Annotated in this window: 15 protein-coding genes, 1 tRNA gene and 1 pseudogene; 9 read left to right on the top strand and 8 right to left on the bottom strand. The window is 60.6% G+C overall.

Going from position 1 to position 21,771, the window contains the following annotated elements; genetic code table 11:
• Nucleotides 1-130 precede the first annotated feature (130 nt).
• From VL197_05790 to glnE, 5 genes are all read right to left on the bottom strand, one after another.
• The gene (locus VL197_05790; protein HUJ17486.1) at nucleotides 131-1,279 is read right to left on the bottom strand and encodes a Na+/H+ antiporter NhaA; all 1,149 of its coding nucleotides are present in this window, start codon (nucleotides 1,277-1,279) and stop codon (nucleotides 131-133) included.
• A gap of 169 nt (nucleotides 1,280-1,448) precedes the next feature.
• Nucleotides 1,449-1,868 (bottom strand): hypothetical protein, encoded by a 420-nt coding sequence (locus tag VL197_05785; protein HUJ17485.1) that lies wholly within the window; start codon nucleotides 1,866-1,868, stop codon nucleotides 1,449-1,451.
• A 110-nt stretch (nucleotides 1,869-1,978) separates the two neighbouring features.
• Nucleotides 1,979-2,884: a sulfite exporter TauE/SafE family protein gene (locus VL197_05780; protein ID HUJ17484.1), complete on the bottom strand. Its 906-nt coding sequence runs from the start codon at nucleotides 2,882-2,884 to the stop codon at nucleotides 1,979-1,981.
• Nucleotides 2,885-3,344: 460 nt separating this feature from the next.
• Nucleotides 3,345-3,860, bottom strand: coding sequence for a hypothetical protein (locus VL197_05775; GenBank protein HUJ17483.1), 516 nt, complete (start codon nucleotides 3,858-3,860; stop codon nucleotides 3,345-3,347).
• Between the two features lie 129 nt (nucleotides 3,861-3,989).
• Entirely contained in the window at nucleotides 3,990-7,133 is a 3,144-nt protein-coding gene (glnE, locus tag VL197_05770) for a bifunctional [glutamate--ammonia ligase]-adenylyl-L-tyrosine phosphorylase/[glutamate--ammonia-ligase] adenylyltransferase (protein ID HUJ17482.1), read from the bottom strand.
• A gap of 86 nt (nucleotides 7,134-7,219) precedes the next feature.
• Between glnE and VL197_05765 the strand changes: the two genes are divergently transcribed.
• A complete protein-coding gene (locus VL197_05765) occupies nucleotides 7,220-7,621 on the top strand; it encodes a PaaI family thioesterase (GenBank protein ID HUJ17481.1) in 402 nt (133 codons plus the stop codon).
• 83 nt (nucleotides 7,622-7,704) lie between these two features.
• Complete coding sequence (rnr, locus tag VL197_05760; GenBank protein ID HUJ17480.1) at nucleotides 7,705-9,846, top strand: ribonuclease R; 2,142 nt, start codon at nucleotides 7,705-7,707, stop codon at nucleotides 9,844-9,846.
• Nucleotides 9,847-9,910: 64 nt separating this feature from the next.
• Here the strand turns inward: rnr and VL197_05755 are convergent, their stop codons facing one another.
• The gene (locus tag VL197_05755) at nucleotides 9,911-10,918 is read right to left on the bottom strand and encodes a metallophosphoesterase (GenBank protein ID HUJ17479.1); all 1,008 of its coding nucleotides are present in this window, start codon (nucleotides 10,916-10,918) and stop codon (nucleotides 9,911-9,913) included.
• Nucleotides 10,919-11,093: 175 nt separating this feature from the next.
• Here VL197_05755 and selA point away from each other — a divergent pair, with 175 nt between their 5' ends.
• From selA to VL197_05735, 4 genes are all read left to right on the top strand, one after another.
• A complete protein-coding gene (gene selA, locus VL197_05750) occupies nucleotides 11,094-12,509 on the top strand; it encodes an L-seryl-tRNA(Sec) selenium transferase (GenBank protein ID HUJ17478.1) in 1,416 nt (471 codons plus the stop codon).
• 282 nt (nucleotides 12,510-12,791) lie between these two features.
• Nucleotides 12,792-14,693, top strand: coding sequence for a selenocysteine-specific translation elongation factor (gene selB, locus VL197_05745; GenBank protein ID HUJ17477.1), 1,902 nt, complete (start codon nucleotides 12,792-12,794; stop codon nucleotides 14,691-14,693).
• A gap of 379 nt (nucleotides 14,694-15,072) precedes the next feature.
• Entirely contained in the window at nucleotides 15,073-15,621 is a 549-nt protein-coding gene (locus VL197_05740) for a YbhB/YbcL family Raf kinase inhibitor-like protein (GenBank protein ID HUJ17476.1), read from the top strand.
• A 164-nt stretch (nucleotides 15,622-15,785) separates the two neighbouring features.
• The gene (locus VL197_05735) at nucleotides 15,786-17,009 is read left to right on the top strand and encodes an MFS transporter (GenBank protein ID HUJ17475.1); all 1,224 of its coding nucleotides are present in this window, start codon (nucleotides 15,786-15,788) and stop codon (nucleotides 17,007-17,009) included.
• A gap of 128 nt (nucleotides 17,010-17,137) precedes the next feature.
• Here the strand turns inward: VL197_05735 and VL197_05730 are convergent, their stop codons facing one another.
• Both VL197_05730 and VL197_05725 read right to left on the bottom strand, forming a co-directional pair.
• A complete protein-coding gene (locus VL197_05730) occupies nucleotides 17,138-18,181 on the bottom strand; it encodes a zinc-dependent alcohol dehydrogenase family protein (GenBank protein HUJ17474.1) in 1,044 nt (347 codons plus the stop codon).
• A 289-nt stretch (nucleotides 18,182-18,470) separates the two neighbouring features.
• A complete protein-coding gene (locus tag VL197_05725) occupies nucleotides 18,471-18,692 on the bottom strand; it encodes a hypothetical protein (GenBank protein ID HUJ17473.1) in 222 nt (73 codons plus the stop codon).
• Between the two features lie 605 nt (nucleotides 18,693-19,297).
• Here VL197_05725 and VL197_05720 point away from each other — a divergent pair.
• The 3 genes and pseudogenes from VL197_05720 (at nucleotide 19,298) to VL197_05710 (ending at nucleotide 21,771) form a co-directional block, all read left to right on the top strand.
• Nucleotides 19,298-21,280: a cation:proton antiporter gene (locus VL197_05720; protein HUJ17472.1), complete on the top strand. Its 1,983-nt coding sequence runs from the start codon at nucleotides 19,298-19,300 to the stop codon at nucleotides 21,278-21,280.
• A 118-nt stretch (nucleotides 21,281-21,398) separates the two neighbouring features.
• Nucleotides 21,399-21,497: transfer RNA gene (locus VL197_05715), tRNA-Sec, on the top strand.
• 72 nt (nucleotides 21,498-21,569) lie between these two features.
• Nucleotides 21,570-21,771 (top strand): annotated as a pseudogene (locus VL197_05710) (transposase).

Genomic DNA, 21,771 nt, shown 5'->3' with positions numbered 1-21,771 from the left:
TTTACAACAAATAAGAGTGTTCTGTCAAGGGAAAATGCGCTTCCCTGTTGATGAGCCTGTTGCAGGAACAGATCGCGGGAACAGTCCGGACGCGTCGATAAACGCCGCATTGCATCAAGGCAACGGTTGATCATTGTATCTTTTTTACGTTCAAGAACCGGGCTGCGAGGACAGCGATGACTGCCGAACCGCAGCTCAGCATGGCCCCCATCTTTGCCGCACCCTGATGGACCGGATCGATGAACGCCTCTCCTGCGACAAAGAGCGCGACGGTAAAACCGAATCCGCCAATGATGCCGACGAGGAGCAGTTCCTTCGCATGCATGTTTTTCGGCAGGGGGAACCCCAGCCACACGGCCGCGCTCGCCAGGAGGAAGATGCCCCCTGTCTTTCCGACCAGCAGGGCAGCCAGGACCAGCCAGGTGGCTGTGCCGACGCTCGCAAATGTCACTCCCGCGTTGGCAAGGCCGAACAGGAAGAGCCCGAAATCGACGATCACTTTCCATTCATGTTCGAACAACGCGATCGGGGAGTGATCGGCCGGGTCGTCCTCGAACATATGCTTCGTCTCGAAGGGGGCATGCGGCAGGAACGGAATGATGAAGACCAGGGCAAGCGCGGGATGCAGGTGCGCCCGGAAGAGGCCTGTCCAGGAGGGGATACCCCCCAGGAGCAGATAGGGCCAGTATGAGCGGACGCGCTGCTTCCGGAGAATATACGCGATCGCCATTCCCGCGATCACCAGAACGAGCCAGGCCGGTTCGATCGGCAGCAACGGGTCCGGGTAGAAGATGGCGATGATGGCGAGGCCGATCCCGTCATCGACAACGGCAAGGAGGACCAGAAAGGAGATCGCCGGATGGCCGGAGCCAAAGACGATGCGTGCCGCAAGCCAGGCGAAGGCAATATCGGTTGCCGTCGGGATCCCCCATCCCCTGCGCAGCCCGGGGGATCCGATAAAATGATTGAGAACAAGATAGATGACGGCAGGCCCGATCACGCCGCCGGCCGTGGCAAGCAGGGGATTCACCGACCGTCTGAGAGGATGAAGATCGCCGCCGGGAAGCAGGCTCTGAGCGATCTCGACGGCGGCGATGCCGAAGAAGAAGACCATGAAGATATCGTTGGTCAGGAAATGGAAACTGACGGGACCGAGGAACGGTCCGTTCAGAAACCGGCGATAGCCCTCGGGCGCGCTGTTCGCCCAGGACAGGGCGGCCGCGACGCCGGCAAGGAGCGGGACGGAGAATTCGCGCAGGAGGTTGAGGCGTTCTTTCACAAAGAGATCACCACGATGAAAAAAACTTTTCCGCCTGTTCTTTGTGCACCAGGCTTCAGGGATGGAATTCGAGCGTCATGGTATCAGCGGCAACGGGTGAAGTCAAACAAAAAGGGCGGCCATGGGCCGCCCTGACTGTGCATGTTCTCTTGCCGGCTGTCCGGTCCTGTCAGTGCCCGCCGGTCTTCATGATGCCGCTTGCGGCGAGCACCAGGACCGCGACCTCAACGATGGCGATCACGAGATACGCCGTGTCCTTCTTGCGCGTGAGGGTCGGCATGATCGAAAGATAGCACAGGATCGTGAGGCCCGCGAGCATGGCGATCCCGACGAAGTTCAGGTAGTCCCCTTTCCCGACAAGGGACAGCCAGCCCCAGCCCGTCGGCGCATGCATCGTATGGATATAGTCCTTCGCCTTCATCCCCCAGTAGTTCGGGAGGTCGTTGATCGGCACAAAGTTCGGCAGCACACCGAACGCGTACATCAGGAACGTGATCGTCAGCACGGCGAGGCCGAGCCACATCCCGATATTCAGAATGTTGGCATAGATGAGTTGCTCTTCGCTCGCCCTGGTCTTTTCATTCGACATGATGATTCCTCCCTGGTATGCATGCAATGACTATCGGAACGGATGACACCGATGAAAACCCTTCAACGTATTTTATCGGTGCTCATCGGTGGTCGCTCACTGTTGTGCGGCTACTTCCAGATGTTCAGGCCCTTCAGCAGCGCCCGGAGACCCGCGAAGAGCAGAAGGCCGATCACCATCCACTTGATCGCCCTGGGCTTCGCCTTGGCCAGGATCTTGACGCCGACGAGGGAGCCGAGCATGATGCCGATGATGGACGGGGCCACCATCATGGGCAGGACCGCGCCCTGGTTCATGTAAATCCAGGCCGCCGATGTGTCGGTGATCGAGAGCAGGAACTTGCTCGTCGCGACGGATATCTTGAGCGGTGCTCCCATGAGCAGGTTCAGTACGGGCACGTTCGCCCAGCCCGCGCCGAGGCCGAACATGCCCGCCATGATGCCGATGATGATGAAGAGCAGGAGGCCGGGAATGGTCTTGTGGATGTTCCACTCGACGTCCTTGCCGATGGACTCCTCGCGGTAGATGCCCATGATGCCGAGGGCCTGGGAGAGTTTGTCCGGCTGCGGCACGCTGGGGAAATCGGACTTCCCGGCCAGGAGCATGATAAGCACGATGCCGAGGATCGTCGCGCCGAGGGCTGTCTGGACCACGTTCTGGGGAAGCGCGAGGCCGATCATGGCGCCGACGATCGCAGCCGCGGATGCAATCAGCGCAACGGGCAGGGCGAGCCTGAGGTTCGCAAGATTTCGCTTCAGGAGCCCCGGACCCGCGGCGAGCGCGCCGGCAAGGGCGACCATGAGACCGGCTCCGCGGACAAAGTCAAGGTTGAACGGGAAGAAGCCGCCCACGATCGGCACGTACAGAACGCCGCCGCCCACGCCGCCGAGCACGGCAAGAATGCCGAGAATGAACGATACGATGAACAGGGCGAGGGGCCATACCCACCAGGGCGTGGTCGAGACGGGCGTTGCGGGGGTTGATGCAGGCATGCCGTGCATTTCGTGGCCGGACATGGCTGTTCCGGTCGTTGACGAGGCAGGCATAGAACCATGCATGTCATACTGCGCGGAGACGACACCTGCTGAACCAAGCAAGGCTAGCATGAGAACCATAATGAGGATTGAATATCGATGTACCATTGCTTTTGATTTTCCCCCTTCACTCTATTGAAAAAAGCACGTAATCACGACCTGCGACATAATATTGCGTTATGCAATTAGTTTGTTTCAATTTGGTACGGTCGCAATGTTATTATAATGATGAGGAAGTTGTCAAGAAAAATGTTAATTCACACCATGTACAGCGGTATGGATTCAGCGCTGCTTGTTGTAAGTATCCATTTTTAAAGACGATTGACGGTAAACCAGTTGGGGTAAGTCGAAGAAGAGGCAAGGAAGAAGAAACGGGTGAAGGGGAAGATGAACTGATGGATGCTCCAGGCCGATCCCACGCCGCGTACGGAAAACTGCTTCGCTAGTTCACGTCGCCCAGCTTTGCATCCAGTGTCGGCGTTTTGAGCCAGCCGGCGACGTCCTTGCCCAGCGCTCTCGCGCATCTGCCCAGCAGGCTGCAGGTTCCGCGGTACATGCCCCAGGCCCCGCCTCCGGTCACGCGGTTCGCCGTGAAGGTGCCGATCACCGTGCCGTCCTGCCACAGGGTGCCAGCGATCGAAAGATGCTTGGGGCCGCTCCATGCGCCGCCCGCCTCGCCGGAAAGACCGGTGATGGTTATTGCGAGCGCCTTGCCGACCGTGGCGGAGGATGCCGTCTCGACCAGGGCCACCTTGCCGAATTCGTCGCCGGCAAAGGACTCGATATAATCGATCACCTTTGTTTCCAGCTGGCAATCGTTCCTGACTGCTGCGGGCACGCTCAGATCACCGCTGAAGTGCGCGGATTTCTGCAACGAGAGAACGCTGTTTTCCGCCGAGGCGGCGAAGGGCGCCAGGAAGAGTAGCAAGAGGCAGCTCGTGCGGAAGATGCGGATCATGGAACCTCCTTGCGATGCCACGGGAATCCGTTCACGATGCAACGTCTCGGGGAGAAGCCGGCAGCGGACAGGCCTGGTTCGTCCGAGGCAAAATGGTAGTACAGCAGGCGTAACTTGTCAAGGTCATTTTCAGCCGCTCCCCGGCGTTCCCCGCGCGCCCAGGACAGCTCCGAACAGTTCCCGGACCTGCCTGCTCACCGCAAGGTATTCGTCCAGCATTTTTCGACCGGCAGGCGAGTCTCCGTCCTCGTATCCCATTCTGAGCGCCAGCGCATGCAGGGTGAGAGCGTCCTTCGACAGATCGCTGGACGCCTGGTTCGACACGATCCGCATCCTGCTCTCGAGCCGCCTGAGGAACCGGTAGGACGTCTGCAGCCGGTCGTGCTGTTCCCGCGTCAGGAGCCCCTCACGGCCGAGCACGTGCAGCGCGTTCTCGGTCCCCGGGACCTGAAGCCTCAGATGCCGCTTTCCGTGCAGGAGCTGAAGATACTGGACAATGAACTCGATGTCCACGAGCCCGCCGCTCCCCTGCTTGATGTTGTAGGACGTCCTGTCTTCCCTGCCGATTTCTTCCTCCATCCTCCTGCGCATCGCGCGAACGTCCTGGGCAAGCGCCTCCCGGTCCGGATCGCGATAGATCAGGCTCCGGATCCCGCTCCGGAACTCTCCGCCCACCGTGCTGTCGCCTGCAACGGGACGCGCCCGGAGCAGTGCCTGGCGCTCCCAGGTCTCTGCCTCCCCGGCATAGTAGCTCCTGAAAGCCTCGATGCTCTGGACCAAAGGACCCTTCGACCCGGTCGGCCGGAGCCTCGTATCGATGCGGAACGCGAACCCCTCGCGGGTGAGTGTCGAAAGATAGGAGATCGTTTTTTCAGCGACCTTGCTGAAAAGTTCGAAGGCGGAGACGCCGTCCGGCAGCGACCGGGCGCGCTGCTCGGAATAGACGAACAGGATGTCAAGGTCCGACCCATAGGTGAGTTCCCTTCCGCCCAATTTGCCCACGCCGATGATCGCGAGGCCCGCCACGGAGACCGATGCATGGAACCGGCGGCCGACCTCGGCGGCAGCCAGCTTAAGCGCGGCATCGAGGCAGACCTCGGCGAGTTTCGAGAGGTCGCGGGAAACCGCCCGGAGGCCCATGCCCGACAGCAGGTCCGCCAGGCCGAGCCGTATCTCTTCCTGGTGCTTGAACCGGCGCAGGGCGTCCAGCTTCTCGGAAAGGTCGGGCGCTCGTTCCAGCGCTTCCGCGAGCCCGCGTGCGAAGACGGCGCAGGTCCCGGTGCCGTAGGACCTTCTCGATTCGAGCAGGTTCTGGAGCAGTGCCGGCCTGTTGATCAGCATCCTTGAAAAATATTCGCTGTTCGCAAAGATCGAGATCAGGAGCCTGCCTGCCGCGGCATCGAGCCTCAGTAGCGCCTGAAAGGACTCCCAGGATCCCTGCGCGGCAAGAAAGGACTCCAGGTGGTTCAGGGCCATGTCGGGGTCCGGAGACGTGACCATCTCCTGGAACAGCGCCGGGAATATCTCATTGAACAGCCTGCGGCTGCGCGGCGTCTGATGGACGAAGGCCTCGCCCTCCCGGAGCAGGATCAGGTCGCGATGGGCCTTTGCGGGATCGCGGAACCCGTACCGCTCGAACAGGTCAAGAGCATCCTGTTCCGGGGTCTCCCGGTCCAGCAGCAATGCGTACTCCCGCGGCAAACCGTCCTGCACCCGCTCCTCTCCGGTGAACGCGAACAGGTCGTCATAGATCGCCCGGACCTTCCGCGTGTGCTCCGCATAGTCGCGAAGCAGGAGATCCGCCTCGCGGCCATGCTCGAAGTAGCCGGCCCGCCGCGCGAGGGCGCGGACCTCGCGCTCATCGGAAGGCATGGTCTGCGTCTGGAGATCGTCGAGTATCTGGATGCGGTGCTCGACGGTGCGCAGGAACACGTATGCCCTCGCGAGCGCGTCCTGCTCGCGGTACGTGACCAGACCCTTCTGGGAGAGCGCATGCAGGGCCCGGAGCGCGTTCTTCTCGCGCAGCGACCGGTCGCGCCCCGCATAGATGAGCTGGAGCGCCTGGACCACGAACTCGATCTCGCGGATCCCGCCGTAGCCGAGCTTCACGTCGCGGTGGGACCTGCCCTTCTGCTCCACGTCCTTGTTGATCTTTTGTTTCATGTCCCTGATCTCGGCAATGGCGCTGAAATCGAGGTATTTCCGGAACACGAAGGGCGTGATGCGCTCCAGAAACTCCCTGCCCAGGGCCTCGTCCCCTGCCACGGGACGGGCCTTGATGAGCGCCGCCCGCTCCCAGGTCTGGCCCCAGGACTCATAGTAGATCTCGTAGCCTCCCAGGCTCTGCGCGAGCGGACCCCGCTGTCCCTCGGGCCGGAGACGAAGGTCGACGCGGAACACGAATCCATCTTCGGTCTTCTGGCCGATGGCGGCGCTCAGCTTTTCCGCTAGCCTGATGAAGTACTGGTGGTTCGTGATCCTGCCCGGCGCGGTCCCGTCGGCCCGGGATGCTCCTTCCGTCTCGCCGTCCCCCGTGTAGACATACATGAGGTCCACGTCGGAGCTGAAGTTCAGCTCCCGTCCTCCCAGTTTGCCCATGGCAATGACCGCGAATCGGGCCGGGGCCGCCGTGCCATCCGGGAGTTCGAGCATCGGACTTCCGTGCCGGTCACGGAGCGCCGCATCGGCCCACGCATAGGCAGCCTGGAGAACAACCTCGGCAAGGTCGGACAGGTCCTCGACGGTCTCACGGAGGTCCGCCCTGTTCAGAAGATCGCGAAGGCCGATCCTGAGCATTTCCCGCTTCCGGAAGAGCCGGAGGGACCGGAAGAAGTCTTTCTCATCGTCGCCGCCGACGAGGTCCGCGAGCTGTTTCGCGAGGAGCGGTTTCCCCGGGGAAGGCGCCAGAAAACCCCGGTCCGCAAGGAGGGAGAGGCTCCGGTCGGTATCGCTCAGGAGGAAGGTCGCAAGGAACCGGCTGGCTCCGAAGACCGTGATCAGGGACGTCAGAAGACCGGGCTCTTTCCCGCACAGCGGGGGAAAGGACGCGGCTTCGGTCAACGCGCTGACAAACCGCTCGAAATTGTTCAGCGCAAGGTCAGGGTCGGCCGCGGTGGAGAGGCATGCAGCGAGCGGAGAGACAAGCGTGGAGAACTGTTCTGCGCCAAGCGTCTTCCGCAGCAGTTCAAGGTTCTTTCGAGCCTGGGGGAGGTCCACGATGCCGCAGGACAACAGGCGCTCGTCGGTGATCGTTATATCATTGTCAAATGGCATTTTTTCTATTATACTGGCAACATCAGGCTGACACAAGACGAAGAAATCAGAAGAACGTTGCCCGGAGTATTCGGGGCGCATATCCTATGAAAGAGCTCCGTGACAACGAGCAGTGCTACGTATGCGGGAAAAAGAACCCGCACGGGCTCGCGGTGGACTTCTCGATCAACAGGGATGACAGGTCCATCACGGCCGGGTTCATTCCCCGGGATGCGCATCAGGGCTATGAGGGGATCGTGCACGGCGGCATCCTGTCCTCCCTGCTCGACGAGGCCATGGCAAAGCTGGCCTTCAGCCTCGGCATGCCGGCAGTGACCGCCGAGATCGTTGTCAAATTCAAGACGGCAGCCGCTCCCGGCGATGAGCTGACCGTATCAGGCAGGCTCGTGCAGGAAACGCGCCGGCTGGTCCTGGCCGAAGCGAGGATCGATCGGGGACCAGTCGTGATCGCGGAGGCGACGGGGAAACTGCTCAGAATCCAGTTATGAGCTCTTAGTCCGGTGTCTTGTGTAAAAGCGTTCTCTCACAGACATCTTACTCCGGACTTCGCACTTCTCACTCCGAACTTATTATGAACTACACCCATAAACAACTGATCGAAGCGATAAGGACCCGGGCTGGCAAGCCCCTGATGGTCCGGGAGCTGATGCGCGTGCTCAGGCTCAAGGCCGACGACCGCCGCGACCTCAAGCATGCGCTGAACGAGCTCGTCCTGGCCGGCGATATCGTCAAGACGCGCGGGAACCGCTATGGCCTGCCGGACAAGATGGACCTCGAAACAGGCATCTTCCAGGCGCACCCGACGGGCTACGGGTTCGTGATCCCGGAGAAAAAAGGCAAGTCCGATGTGTACATCGGATTCAGGAGCAGGCTCGACGCCATGCACGGCGACAAGGTGATGGTCCGGGTCTCGCCTCCCACGGGAAGGAAGGCTGCCGGTAAGCGGGAAGGAGCGATCATCCGTGTTTTGGAGCGCGCCCACACCAGGATCGTCGGCACCTTCGAGCTGCCTGAATCGCGGACGCTTACCCATGGCTACGTAACGCCCTCGGACCCGAAGATCGGCCAGGATGTATTCATCCACGCGGAGAACAGCAGCGGAGCGAAGCCGGGCGATATTGTGGCGGCGGAGCTCATCGCCTATCCCCTGGGAGGCAGGCCGGCGGAAGGAAGGATCGTACGGGTCATCGGCAGGCCGGGCGATCCCGGCATCGACTCGGAGCTGATCATCGAACAGTACGAGATACCGGTCCGGTTCTCCTCCGCCGCCCAGGCGGAGGCCGACGCGATCCCGCAGGAGGTCACCCCGGCCATGCGCAAGGGGCGCCGGGACCTTCGCGCCCTGCCCACGGTCACCATCGACGGGGAGAAGGCCCGCGATTTCGATGACGCCATCTCCATCGAAAGAATCAGGACCGGCTACCGTCTCTGGGTCCACATCGCCGACGTTGCCCAGTACGTGCGGGAACGGACGTTCCTCGACGAGGAGGCGTACCAGCGGGGCACCAGCGTCTACCTTCCTGACCGGGCGATCCCCATGCTGCCCGAAGCGCTCTCGAACGGCATCTGCAGCCTGAACCCGCAGGTGGACCGGCTCACCCTCACCTGCGAGATGGACGTATCGCCCGCCGGCGCAATCCTGAGGCACGATATCTACGAAAGCGTGATCAACAGCGATGAGCGCATGACCTACACAGCCGTGCGCGAGATCCTTGTGGACCGCGATCCGGCCCAGCGGCGGCGCTATGAACGCCTCCTGAACGAGTTCCAGCTCATGGCCGAGCTCATGGAGGTCCTTCGGGCAAAGCGGGCCAAACGGGGTAGCATCGATTTCGACCTGCCCGAGCCCGAGATCGTGCTCGACCTGCAGGGCCGCATGACCGACATCATCAGGGCCGAACGCAACATGGCGCACCAACTCATCGAGGAGTTCATGCTGGCGGCCAACGAGACCGTGGCCGCCCACATCGAGAAGAAGGAGAAGCCCTTCCTCTACCGGATCCATGAGGAGCCGGCCGAGGACAAGCTGAGCGACCTGATCGAATTCCTGGCCACGCTCGGCATCACCCTGCCCGCCGTGAAAAAACTGAAGCCGGTCCATCTCCAGAAGGCGCTCGGCCGCGCCAAGGGCACGCCCGAGGAGACTCTCATCAACACGGTGCTGCTCAGGACCATGAAGCAGGCACGGTACTCCGAAGAGAACGTGGGCCACTTCGGGCTCGCTGCGGAGACCTACACGCACTTCACCTCCCCCATCCGGCGCTACCCGGACCTGATCGTGCACCGGATCCTGAAGGCCGACATGAAAGCCAGGCTCACGGATGCGGCGTACGTGGCAAAGCTTGCCGGATATCTCCCCGAGGCTGCGGTGCACTGCTCGCAGCGGGAGCGGACGGCCATGGAGGCGGAGCGCGACGTGGTCGCCATGCTGAAGCTCGAGTTCATGAAGGACAAGCTCGGCGAGGTGTTCGGGGGAATCATCACCGGCGTGGTGCAGTTCGGGTTTTTCGTGCAGCTCAGGGAGTTCTTCGTGGAGGGGCTGGTGCATGTCTCGACCCTGGCCGACGATTACTACCACTATGTCGAGAAGATGCACTGCCTGCGGGGTGAGCGGAAAAAACGCACCTACCGGATCGGCGATACCGTAACCGTGCGCCTGGACCGCGTTGACCCGGTCAGGAAGAAGATCGATTTTTCTCTGGCGGGAGAGTAACTTCTCATTTCTAATGCCACATTCTTAGTTTCCAACTCCTCATTCGTAATTCCCAATTCCTGCCTTACAGCTTGATCATCGTCTCCCGGTCTTGTTCGGTAAGCCCGTTGCAGAACGCTGAGGCTCTCGCGGGCGCGGCGGGATCGTACATCTTCGCGAACGGGTCCGACTCGAGGAGCTCCTTTGCCCGGTTCACGGCGGCTTTGTCGTCCAGGGTGACATTCCTCAAGTGGATACCCTGCCTCGTGACCGAGAAGGACCGGAAGGAGCAGGGATAGGTGACCACGGCCGGATCGCAGACATAGGTGATCTTGCCCGCGGTCTCGACCTTCGATGCGTGGTGGTGACCGGAGACGACAAGCCTGACGTTCGGGTATTTCTCGATGATCTCGGTCACGCGCGTGTGGTTTTTGACCATCCAGAAAGACCATTCGGGCGACTTGTCCCTCGGCGATGCGGGCATGAGCAGCTGGTGCGTGAACAGGATGATCAGCTTCTTGGACTTGTTCTCCTTGAGCTCTCCCTCGAGCCACTTCAGCTCAAGCAGGCCGGCCTCGCCGTAGGGCTTTCCTTCGACGGTCACATCGAAGCCGATGACCCGCACGTTCTTCACGGGTTCGAAGGCCCATGACGTATGACCGGGCCGCAGCCCCCTGCTTGTCCATGCCCGGATAAAGTCTTCCTTGTTCAATTTGGAGACGCCCGCGACCGGCGAGACCTCGGTATTGCCGAGAAGGACGTAGTACGGCATGTTCAGGTGGGCCGTCCACTTCTGGAACACGTCCAGGGACTCCTTGTCGTTCGGGCCGTAATGGATCTGGTCCCCGCCGAAGACGACGAAATTCAGTTTCGGGAGGCGCTGCAGCTGGCGGAGGGCATCGATGAAAAGCGGGATGCTCTTTTCGCGGTATTGCCAGTTGCTTTCGCCGTTCACGTCGAGATGTAGGTCCGTGATATGGGCAAAATTGAACGAGGGCACGTCCACCGCTTCCGCGAAGGGAATGAAGAGCTCTCCCGCTGCGAGCGCGACGCCGGCGGCCGCGGCCCCTTTCAGAAAATTACGCCTGTTCATCGACATTGCACACCTTCCCCCTGAGCATCTGTTTTCTCCGCTGCCGCATCGCGACGGTGGTGAAACAAAAGTGACATATTCCCGGCATGATGTCAAGGGTAAAAAGGATGACGCCGGCACAGCGCGGGGAAATGTCCAGTTGAATTTGCGGCATTCCTGTGCTATGGTACTCTCCATGAAAGGGCTGCTCAAAAAACTTCCCTCTGTTGACGAAGTCCTGAAGGAAGGCAGAGCAAAAGCGTGGATGGAGCGCTTTCCGCGCGTGCTCGTGCTCGATGCGGTCAGATCCGCCATCGACGCGAGGCGGAAAGCGATCCTCCGGGCCGCGGAAAAGGACGCCGCCGCGCGGATCGACGACGCGCTCGTTTCGCTTCCGGGCGTCCTGAATCACGCCGAGTCCCTCCTTGCGGAGCTGTCGGAACCGAGCCTGAAGGGCGTCATCAACGCCACGGGCGTTGTCGTGCACACCAACCTCGGGCGATCGGTCCTGTCCGAGAAGTCTATCCAGCGCGTCGCCGAGGCCGCCCGGAGCTATTCGAACCTTGAGTACGACATACCCGCGGGCGAGCGCGGCAAGCGTCACGTCCATGTCGAGGGGATCCTGAAGCGCCTGACCGGCGTCGAGGCCGCAACCGCCGTGAACAACAACGCCGCCGCGGTACTGCTCTGCCTGAACACCATCGCCCGCGGCAAAGAGGTCATCGTTTCCCGGGGAGAGCTCGTCGAGATCGGCGGATCCTTCCGGGTTCCCGAAGTGATGGAGCGGAGCGGAGCAAAGCTGCGCGAGGTCGGGGCCACGAACAAGACCCATCTCAAGGATTACGAGAAGGCGATCAACGAGAATACCGGACTTCTCCTCAAGGTGCACACGAGCAATTACAAGATCGTCGGCTTCACCCGGGAGGTCTCGCCTGAGGATCTGGTGAAGCTCGGCAAAAAACACAACCTGCCCGTTATGTGGGACCTGGGGAGCGGGAGCTTCGTGGACCTGTCGACCTACGGCGCCGGAAGCGAGCCCACGGTCCAGCAGGCCGTGCATTCCGGGGTGGATGTGCTCACCTTCAGCGGAGACAAGCTGCTCGGCGGACCGCAGGCCGGGATGATCCTCGGCAAGAAAGTATGGCTCGATCAGATCCGCTCCAATCCCCTCGCCCGGGCGCTCCGCATCGACAAGCTCACCCTGGCAGCGCTCGACGCCACGCTCGGGCAGTACCTGGACCTGGAAAAGGCCGTGCGGGATATTCCGACGCTCTGGATGCTTACCCAGCCGCTGTCGGAGATCGAGCGGAAGGCCGTGCTGCTGTCCTCGCGCATCAGGGAGCTCGGGGACCGGGAGCTGACCACGATCATCCAGGACGACACGTCCCAGAGCGGCGGCGGCGCCCTGCCCACGGGCGTCTTCCCCACGAGGACGGTCTGCCTCCGGCACGAGCGGCTGAGCGCCAACAAGATCGAGTCGGCACTGCGGATCAACAAGCCTCACGTCATCTCCCGGATCAAAGAAGGCATGGTCGTGCTCGATCCGAGGACGCTGAACGATGAGGAGATCGGGAAGATCGTGGAAGCCCTAAAACAACTACAGAAAATGTGACCACGGATCAGGACGGCTAGAGACAAGAATTAGGTTAACCGCGGATGAACACGGTAATGCGAAATAACCAAGTCCGGTTTAACCACAGATGATCACAGATGGCGCATATTAAAACAATAATTCCAGATCATAAAAACGAAATTCAAAAGATCCTTTCCCGGTTTCATCCGTGTTCATCTGTGTTCATCTGTGGTTAGAAGCCGCATCTATCTTTGTTCATCCGTGGCTGCATCCCGTTGTACGTCTCTAACCCTGTTCATCCGTGGTTATTAATCATCGTCCATGAAATACATCATCCTCGGCACCGCCGGACATATCGACCACGGCAAATCAAGCCTCGTCAAGGCCCTCACCGGGACCGACCCCGACCGACTCAAGGAGGAAAAGGAGCGCGGCATCACGCTCGACCTGGGATTCGCGTCCCTGGACCTGCCCGGCGGGAACCGGCTCGGCATCGTCGATGTCCCCGGCCATGAAGGCCTGATCAAGAACATGCTCGCCGGCGTGGGCGGCATGGACATCGTGATGCTCGTCATCGCCGCGGACGAAGGCATCATGCCCCAGACCCGGGAGCACCTCGCCATCTGCGACCTCCTGCATGTGAAAAAAGGCCTGATCGTTCTTACCAAGATGGACATGGTTGAGAAGGACTGGCTCTTGCTCGTGCAGGATGAGGTCCGGCAGTTCGTCAAGGGCACCTTTCTCGAGAAGGCGCCCATGCTTTCCGTCTCGTCCAGGACCGGAGAACAGCTGCCGCTGCTGGTTCAGGAGCTGGCAAGGCTCGCGGCGGAAGTATCTCCGAAGTCGTCGAACGGCATCCTGCGGCTGCCCATCGACCGGGTGTTCACCATGAAGGGCTTCGGCACGGTCATCACCGGCACCCTGCATTCGGGGACGATCAGCATTGAACAGGAGGTCGAGGTCCTGCCGAAGGGGATTACGACGAAGGTGCGCGGCATCCAGTCCCACAGCCAGGCGGTCCAGCGCTCCGTGGCGGGCCAGCGCACGGCGGTGAACCTCCAGGGCGTCGAAAAGGACCAGCTCTCGCGCGGCGACATCATCGTGAGCGCCGGCTTTTTTACACCGACCAGGACGCTTGATGCGAAGCTTGAGCTGCTGAAGCAGGCCCCGCGGGGGCTCAGGACGGGCTCTCGCATCCGGTTCTACAACACGACACAGGAGGCCATCGGCAGGATCGCCCTCCTCGGTGCTCACGAGCTGGCGCCCGGCCAGGAAGCCTTCGTCCAGATGAGGCTCGACCGGCCCGTGATCATCCAGCACGGCGACCGCTTTATCCTGCGCTTCTACTCTCCCATGGAGACCCTGGGAGGCGGCATGGTCCTGGACCCCCATCCCCGCCGGCACAAGCAGTCGACCATGCAGGAATCCCACAAGAGCCTCGGCATCCTTGCACAAGGTGCGATGGAAGAACAGCTTGCGCTCTTTATATCGGGAAAAGGTCTTGCCGGAATGGCAGAGAACGATCTCATCGGGACCGTCGCGGCCGACAAGCAGGCCATAGCAGCGGCGCTTGCATCGCTTGCGCAGAAAAAGACCGTGCTCCGCGTAGACAACCTCTATGTCCATACGCTGCACCTGACATCACTCGAGGCGAAGACCCTCGAACTCGTAAAACAATACCACAAGGACAACCCGCTCAAGCCGGGCCTGGACAAGGAAGAGCTGAAAGGCGCGCTCAAGATGAGGATTTCAGCCAAGGTCCTGAACATGGTCATCGACGGCCTTGCGAAAAAAAAGCAGATCGAGGCGGACGGCTCCAAGTTGAGGACCCCCGGATTCAAGGCGGCAGGCGGCAAAGTGCAGGACGAGGTCAAGAACAGGATCGTCGATGCCATCAGGAAAGGCGGCACCCAGCCGCCGGTGCGGGAAGAGCTTCCTTCCCTTTTCGGCATCACGGAAAAGGACGCGAAGGACCTGCTCAGGCTCCTGGCGGACGAGGGCAGGACGATCCGGATCAACGACTCGCTCCACCTCGATAAGGATGTGGTCGAGACGATCAGGAGGGACCTCACCAGGCACCTCCAGGAGAAGAAAGAGATCACCATGGCCGAGTTCCGCGACCTGGCCAGGACCTCCCGCAAGTACGCCGTGCCCATCATGGAATATTTCGATTCCCAGAAGCTGACGCAGCGGATCGGCGACAAACGGGTGTTGCGGGGATAGAGCATGCGGACCTTCCCGTAATTACCTCGGAGATAGGATGCAGGAGATGATGGACACCAACAGGCGGCAATCCCATTGCATTGTTTGCGGCAGGCGCTTGAGCACAAAGGATCCCTCGGGGAACATCCAGTGGCAGCCCAGCGAGGTTGATGACAAAGGCATTTACTGTGAAACCTGTTATTCAAAAAAGACGAAAAGCAAGTCCATGAAGAAAAAAAACATCTGAAAATGCCGTGGCTGACCGCAGGTGACCTCGGGCATGACCTGGCTCATCGTTCTTTCCGGCCTGTCACCCGTGCTATAATGGAGCCAGGATACTTTCACGTCGTCCTGCCAACAGCTCGTTTCCTGAACGATGACTACTGAGAGGAGGAACACCATGAAAAAGACGCTATTCATAACCGGCCTTGCAGTATTGTTGAGCGCGGCCCTTGCCGGCGCCCAGGATTTCACGTTAAAGAGCGACCAGATCGGGGGGCAGCTGACCATCGATGAGGTCTTTTCGGGGTTCGGCTGTACGGGCAAGAACATCTCTCCCTCCCTGAAATGGATGAACGCGCCGAAGGCGGCAAAAAGCTTCGCGCTCACGGTCTATGACCCCGATGCACCGACCGGCAGCGGCTGGTGGCATTGGGTCATCTTCAACATCCCCGCCGACGTCACGGACCTCAAGACCGACGCCGGGAATCCTCAGAAGAAGCTCGCGCCCGCAGGCAGCATCCAGAGCATGACGGACTTCGGGAAGCCGGGTTTCGGCGGCGCCTGCCCGCCCGCGGGCGACAAGCCGCACCGCTATATTTTCACGGTCTTCGCGCTGGATGTCCCGAAGCTGGACCTTGATGAAAAGGCCGGCGCCGCGCTCGTGGGATATATGCTGAACTCCCATACGATCGCAAAGGCGTCCCTGATCTCCTACTACGGACGGTAAGATCGCATCGGGCTTGAACGTACCCTCTGTTCTCACGATGACCTCCGGGGCGGCCGACCGGAGGTCGTGCTTTTTCCGGTGATCAAAAGAGTTCCCTTCACCCGGGGCGCCCGCGGTGTTATAGTGTAATAGCGGGATGCAACACTGACATGCAAGAAACATCCATGATAAGAACGCTCTTCCGTTCCCTGCGCCACCGGAACTTCCGCCTCTTCTTCTCGGGCCAGCTCGTTTCCCTCATCGGCACCTGGATGCAGAACATCGGGCAGGCCTGGCTGGTGCTGGAGCTTACCCATTCGTCCTTCAAGCTCGGCGTGGTCTCGGCGCTCCAGTTCCTGCCCATGCTGTTCCTGTCGTTCTTCACGGGACCGTTCATCGATTATCTCGACAAGCGGAAGATCATCATCGGGACCCAGGCCGTGCTCATGGCACAGGCGTTCGTGCTGTCGTTCCTGGTCTGGACCGGGACCGTCCACTACTGGCACATCATCGTGCTCGCCACGCTCCTCGGCATCGTGAACACGATCGACATGCCTGCCCGCCAGGCGTTCATCATAGAAATGGTCGGGAAGGACGACCTGATGAATGCGATCGCCATGAACTCTTCCATCTTCAACGCAGCCCGGGCGGTAGGACCGGCGATCGCCGGCATGCTGATCGCCGCGGCGGGCACCGCGGCCTGTTTCTTCCTGAACGGCCTCAGCTTTCTCGCGGTGCTGGCGGGACTCCTGTTCATGACCGCGTCCTCTTCCCCGCGGCGGGAGAAGTCGTCCTATCACGTCCTGCGGGACATCGGGGAGGCCATCCGATACGTCAAGACGACGCCCGTGGTGATGATGACCATCCTGCTCGTATCCGTGGTCAGCGTCTTCGGGACGAATTTCACCGTCCTCGTTCCCGTCTTCTCCAAGATGGAGCTGCATCGCGACGCGGCCGCCTTCGGGTTCCTCATGTCCTCGTTCGGCGCCGGAGCCCTGATCGGGGCCATGTCCCTGGCCCTTATGAGCCCCTGGGGGCCGCGGCCGGTGATCCTCCTCGGCGGCGGCATGAGCCTCTCGATCTTCCTGATGCTGATCGGGCTCCAGCGCTCTTACAGCCTGACCGCGCTGCTGCTTGCCCTGTCCGGCTGGTCCATGGTCACCTTCTTCGGCATGGCGAATACCACGGTCCAGCTGAACACCGAGGACCGTTTGCGCGGCCGGGTCATGAGCCTGTATACCCTGTCCTTCGGCGGGCTCACGCCCTTCGGCAGCATGTTCGCCGGCACGGTCGCCCACTGGATCAAGGCCCCCCTCACCTTCGCCGTCGGCGGGCTGGTCTGCGGCATCGTGTTCTTCGTGGTGATCCTGAAATGGCGGAAGTTCGAAGCCTGGGGCAGCGACCTGTAGCCGCCCTCCCTAGGGAGGGGGATTGATCAGAACGGCGGCACGGCGCGTAAGCAAAACGTTCCGGTATCGGACATGCAAAAAGGCCCGCAGTCAGCACTCCCTGCGGGCCTTGAGTGGAGAGGGGCCTTCTAAGCGGCCTTCATCAGGACCTTCAGCGCCTTTTCCTTGCCTGCGTTGCCGAAGGTATCATATGCCTTCATCACTTCGTCGAGCGTGAACGTGTGGGTGATGAGCTTCTTCGGCTGCAGCTTCCCCGACATGACGTTCTTGAGCAGCATGGGCGTGGTCACGGTGTCCACGAGCCTGGTCGTGATCGTGATGTTCTGCGCCCACAGCCTCTCGAGGTGCAGTTCAACGCTCTTGCCGTGCACGCCGATATTCGCGATGTGTCCGCCCGCGGAAACGATGTCCTCGCAGAGCTCGAACGTGGCGGGAATGCCCACCGCCTCGATCGCCACGTCAACTCCCCGGCCGCCCGTCAGTTCCATGACCGTGTCTTTAGCCTTTCCGTCCCTGCTGTTGACGGTCTTCGTCGCGCCGAACTTTTTCGCCACCTCGAGCCGGTTGTCATCCATGTCGATCATGATGAGCTCCGCCGGCGCGTAGAACTGCGACGTCAAAAGCGCCGCGAGCCCCACGGGCCCCGCGCCGACGATCGCCACAGTGTCTCCCGGCTTGATCTGGCCGTTCAAGACGCCGCATTCATAGCCCGTCGGCAGAATGTCGCTCAGCATCACGAGCGCATCCTCGTCGGCATCCTTCGGCACGCGGTACAGGCTCGTGTCGGCATAGGGGATCCGGACGTACTCCGCCTGGGTGCCGTCGATGGTATGTCCGAGGATCCACCCGCCGCCCTTCTCGCAGTGCGAGTACATGCCTTTCTTGCAGGCGTCGCACTTGCCGCAGGAGGTGATGCACGAGATCAGCACCCGGTCGCCCTTCTTGAAATTCGTCACCCCCGGCCCCTGATCGTCGATGATCCCGACCCCCTCGTGGCCGAGGATACGGCCGTCCGTCACCGCGGGAACATCGCCTTTCAGGATGTGGAGGTCGGTCCCGCAGATGGTGGTCTTGACGATCCTGACGATGGCATCGGTCGGGTCCTTGACAACCGGCTTGGGCTTTTCTTCCCAGACCCGCTTGCCCGGACCGTGATAAACCAGCGCTTTCATAGCGTATCACTTCCTTTCCTCGCCCGGAAGAAACTGACGAGCAATCTTTGACTTCCCGGGACGAATGATAGAAGTATGTCCCACGATGATATGCTAGCACTGCAGGCAAGGCCGGTCAATCCACCTTAGGTATGACAATGACGATGCAGGGAGACTGTGGTATCGCAACAGCTGGCTGTCTTCTGATGATCACCACGAACCGGAAAGGCGGGCTTCCTCACGAGGATGAGGCAAAAAAAGAACCTGCATCGCTTTTGCCGATGCAGGCTCTTGATCTGACTGATTCGCTTTATTTCGGCGCCGGGGCCTCGCGGGAAAGCGCACGGCGGTCGCCGCTGCGACGCTCATGCCCGGTACGGCGATCTCCGGAAGTTGCCTCGGTCGACATCGACAGGGGAAGCGTGAGCATCAGGGCCGAAAACCCCGACAGCTGGTTCTCATCGCTCCCGCATGGCGCTCCTTCTGGCTTCATGCCCTTCTCATCGCTGCCTTGCGAGTCCTTAAGAATCATATCGCGCTGTCCTCCTCGCCGGGGAATAACGTGCAGTTGTTCCTTCGTCGATCTATGTCGTATGCGAATATTACAAATAACTATAGCATGCCTGAAATGCTTTTTCAATCAATTTCCCCAATCTAACCCGGACGAGTGGAAACTAAAACCTCTGCACCACAGAGGACACAGGGGAGAGATGTAAAAGCTCAGATGAAGGCGTTCCTCTGTGTTCACTGAGCACTCTGTGGCAAGAAACGTTATTAACAGTCTCACAATAGAATAGGCATCTACCGATCGTCTTTACTATCCTCCAACGTGGTCATTCAGGGCTTGACCCGGAATCCAGCCTGCACTCAGCATTTACGAGCCTGTGGCCAGTGCTTATGAGCGCGTTGCGCGAATACGGGCCATGCACAGCGCGAGTGCAGGGTGTGGTCTTTTTGTTATATTCTATGGATTCCTGCTTCCGCAGGAATGACGAACGATTTGAGATGATCTTGATTCACCGGTTACTATATGCTTCACGGAAGGAGCTCAGCAGTTACAAAGCAACGCATCCTCTTCCGGATACAAAGGGATTTACGGCACAGGTCTCCATCAAATTATGCTATGATATCCATACCATGCAGGACCAGGAAATCACCATACTCCGCGAGCTGATCATCATCCTCGCGGTCTCGCTCCCCATCACCTATCTCTTCCACCGCGCCAAGTTGCCCGCACTCGTGGGATTCCTGATCACGGGCGTCCTGATCGGACCCTATGGCTCGGCCATCATCACCGAGACCCGCATGGTCGAGCGTCTCGCTGACATCGGCGTGGTGCTCCTGCTCTTCACCGTGGGGCTGGAGTTCTCGATCGAGGACATCATGCGGTCGGGCCGGCAGCTCCTGATTGGCGGCGGCACCCAGGTTCTCCTGACCATCGGCGCTGTCGCGGCCATTGCCATGGGCTTCGGCTATCCCCCCGCCCAGGCCCTGTTCTTCGGGTTCCTCGCCTCGCTCAGCAGCACAGCCATCGTGCTCAAGATGTACTCCGACCGCGCAGAGCTCGACTCGGCCCACGGCAGGCTCGCCACGGGCATCCTGCTGTTCCAGGACATCGCGGTAGTACCCATGATGCTCCTCCTTCCGGTCCTGGGCGAGGCAGGAGCCGGCGGCTCGGTCACAACCCTGTCCGTGCTCGTCTCCCTGGGCAAGGCAGTGCTCGGCCTCGTCGGCGTCTACGTCGCCGCCCGCCAGGTGGTCCCCTTCCTGCTCCACCAGGTGATCAGGCTCAGGAACCGCGAGATGTTCTTCCTGCTCATCGTGCTGCTCTGCCTCGGCACGGCATGGATCACGTACCGGCTCCATTTATCACTGGCCTTGGGCGCATTCCTCGCCGGGCTCATCATCTCCGAGTCCGAGTACAGCCACCACATCGTGTCTGAGATCATGCCCTTCCGCGATTACTTCGCCAGCATCTTCTTCATCTCCATCGGGATGCTGCTTCACACCAGCTTCTTCGGCAGTCACTGGCCGGTCCTGCTCCTGATGACGCTGGGCCTGGTGCTGCTCAAGACGATCCTCGTCTTCGCCACGGCAAAGGCCCTGCGCTACCCCATCCGGTCCGCCCTCCTTGCCGGGCTGGGACTTGCCCAGATCGGCGAGTTCGCGTTCCTCCTCGCCCAGCAGGGTCACCTCCACGGACTGATCGGGACGGAAAGCTTCCAGGTGTTCATCAATGCCTCGATCCTGAGCATGCTCGCCACTCCCTTCGTGATCCAGGCCGGGCCCTGGCTCACTTCGCGGCTCGCGGAAGCGCCCGGCGAGCGCAGGGAAAAGGCGGAATACTGCTCCCTCAAAGGCCATACGGTCATCGCGGGCTACGGCCTGAACGGCCAGAACCTGGCCAGAACGCTGAAGGCCACTCACCTCCCCTATGTGGTGCTCGAGGTGAACGCGGACACGATCCGGAAGGCGAGGGCAGAGGGCGAGCCCATCATCTACGGAGACATCACCCGGAGGGACGTGCTGCAGCGGGCGGGCGTGGACTGCGCCAAGATCATCGTGTTCGCGATCTCGGACAACCGGGCCACCCAGATCGCCGTCAGGACCGCCCGGGAGCTGAACCCCGCGATCTTCATCCTCATCCGTACGCGCTACGCCGCCGACGTGGAAGAGCTCTACAAGCTCGGCGCCGACCAGGTGATCCCCGAGGAGTTCGAGACCTCCATCGAGATCTTCTCGCGCGTGCTGCACGAGTACCACGTCCCGGGCAACATCATCGCGAACCAGATCCAGCTCGTGCGGTTCGGGGGGTACAAGATGCTGCGCGGCCAGTCGCTGGACCAGGAGAACCTCGGCCGCATCGCCGCCCTCTTCGCCGGCGCAACCGTGGACAACATCCAGCTCGACCCCGCGGCGCCCTCCGTCGGACGGTCGCTCAAGGACCTCGACCTCAGGAAGAACACCGGCGCAACGGTCATCGCCATCGCGCGAAGCGGGGAGGCAATCACAAACCCAGGCCCGGACTTCACGCTCCAGGCCGACGACATAGTTGTGCTCATGGGCGCGCACAAGGATCTGGACGGGGCGGCCAAGCTGCTGACGAGGGGAAAAGCGTGAGATGAAAAATGAGTTGCGAACGGGCAGGGCCTCACGTATAATCAGGTTCAGCAAGCGGCTTCTTCATCCGCGTTCCCATTGTCATTCTTCGATCTTCATTCTTCACGTTCACTCTAAAGGGAGAGGTTACGGAGCTGGTGCCCGTCCCGGCCTTCAAAGCCGTTGTCACCGTGCGTGAGTACGGTGAGGTGAGTTCGATTCTCATGCTCTCCCGCCAATCTTTATTTGCTTTTCAGTAACATCCACGCTTTTTTCGTAAAATAAAAAGGGCAGTACTCGGGCAGTAACCGGGATACTAGGAGAGGCTCTTGACAACTTGCTTAAACAGCATATAATGCCAGCAGCTCACCTCAATACTGACGAATCGCCCTTATATACGAAGCTCGGCAAAGACTTCGCTTCTCACGAGACTGTCAACCACTCTGCCGAAGAGTATGTGCGTCACAACAAGAAAACCGGGAGAACGGCTACCACGAATACCGTTGAAGGTT

This window comes from Nitrospirota bacterium, assembly GCA_035516965.1.
GTDB lineage: Bacteria > Nitrospirota > UBA9217 > UBA9217 > UBA9217 > MHEA01.
Note: the sequence above shows the minus strand (reverse complement) of the source record. Positions and strands in the feature narration are given on the sequence as shown.

Bases quoted from the DNA above. Each gene is read 5' to 3' on its own strand.
- VL197_05785 (HUJ17485.1), bottom strand. From the start codon at position 1,868: ATGTCGAATGAAAAGACCAGGGCGAGCGAAGAGCAACTCATCTATGCC.
- VL197_05780 (HUJ17484.1), bottom strand. From the start codon at position 2,884: ATGTCCGGCCACGAAATGCACGGCATGCCTGCATCAACCCCCGCAACG.
- VL197_05775 (HUJ17483.1), bottom strand. From the start codon at position 3,860: ATGATCCGCATCTTCCGCACGAGCTGCCTCTTGCTACTCTTCCTGGCG.
- glnE (HUJ17482.1), bottom strand. From the start codon at position 7,133: ATGCCATTTGACAATGATATAACGATCACCGACGAGCGCCTGTTGTCC.
- VL197_05765 (HUJ17481.1), top strand. From the start codon at position 7,220: ATGAAAGAGCTCCGTGACAACGAGCAGTGCTACGTATGCGGGAAAAAG.
- rnr (HUJ17480.1), top strand. From the start codon at position 7,705: ATGAACTACACCCATAAACAACTGATCGAAGCGATAAGGACCCGGGCT.
- VL197_05755 (HUJ17479.1), bottom strand. From the start codon at position 10,918: ATGAACAGGCGTAATTTTCTGAAAGGGGCCGCGGCCGCCGGCGTCGCG.
- selA (HUJ17478.1), top strand. From the start codon at position 11,094: ATGAAAGGGCTGCTCAAAAAACTTCCCTCTGTTGACGAAGTCCTGAAG.
- selB (HUJ17477.1), top strand. From the start codon at position 12,792: ATGAAATACATCATCCTCGGCACCGCCGGACATATCGACCACGGCAAA.
- VL197_05740 (HUJ17476.1), top strand. From the start codon at position 15,073: ATGAAAAAGACGCTATTCATAACCGGCCTTGCAGTATTGTTGAGCGCG.
- VL197_05735 (HUJ17475.1), top strand. From the start codon at position 15,786: ATGATAAGAACGCTCTTCCGTTCCCTGCGCCACCGGAACTTCCGCCTC.
- VL197_05730 (HUJ17474.1), bottom strand. From the start codon at position 18,181: ATGAAAGCGCTGGTTTATCACGGTCCGGGCAAGCGGGTCTGGGAAGAA.
- VL197_05725 (HUJ17473.1), bottom strand. From the start codon at position 18,692: ATGATTCTTAAGGACTCGCAAGGCAGCGATGAGAAGGGCATGAAGCCA.
- VL197_05720 (HUJ17472.1), top strand. From the start codon at position 19,298: ATGCAGGACCAGGAAATCACCATACTCCGCGAGCTGATCATCATCCTC.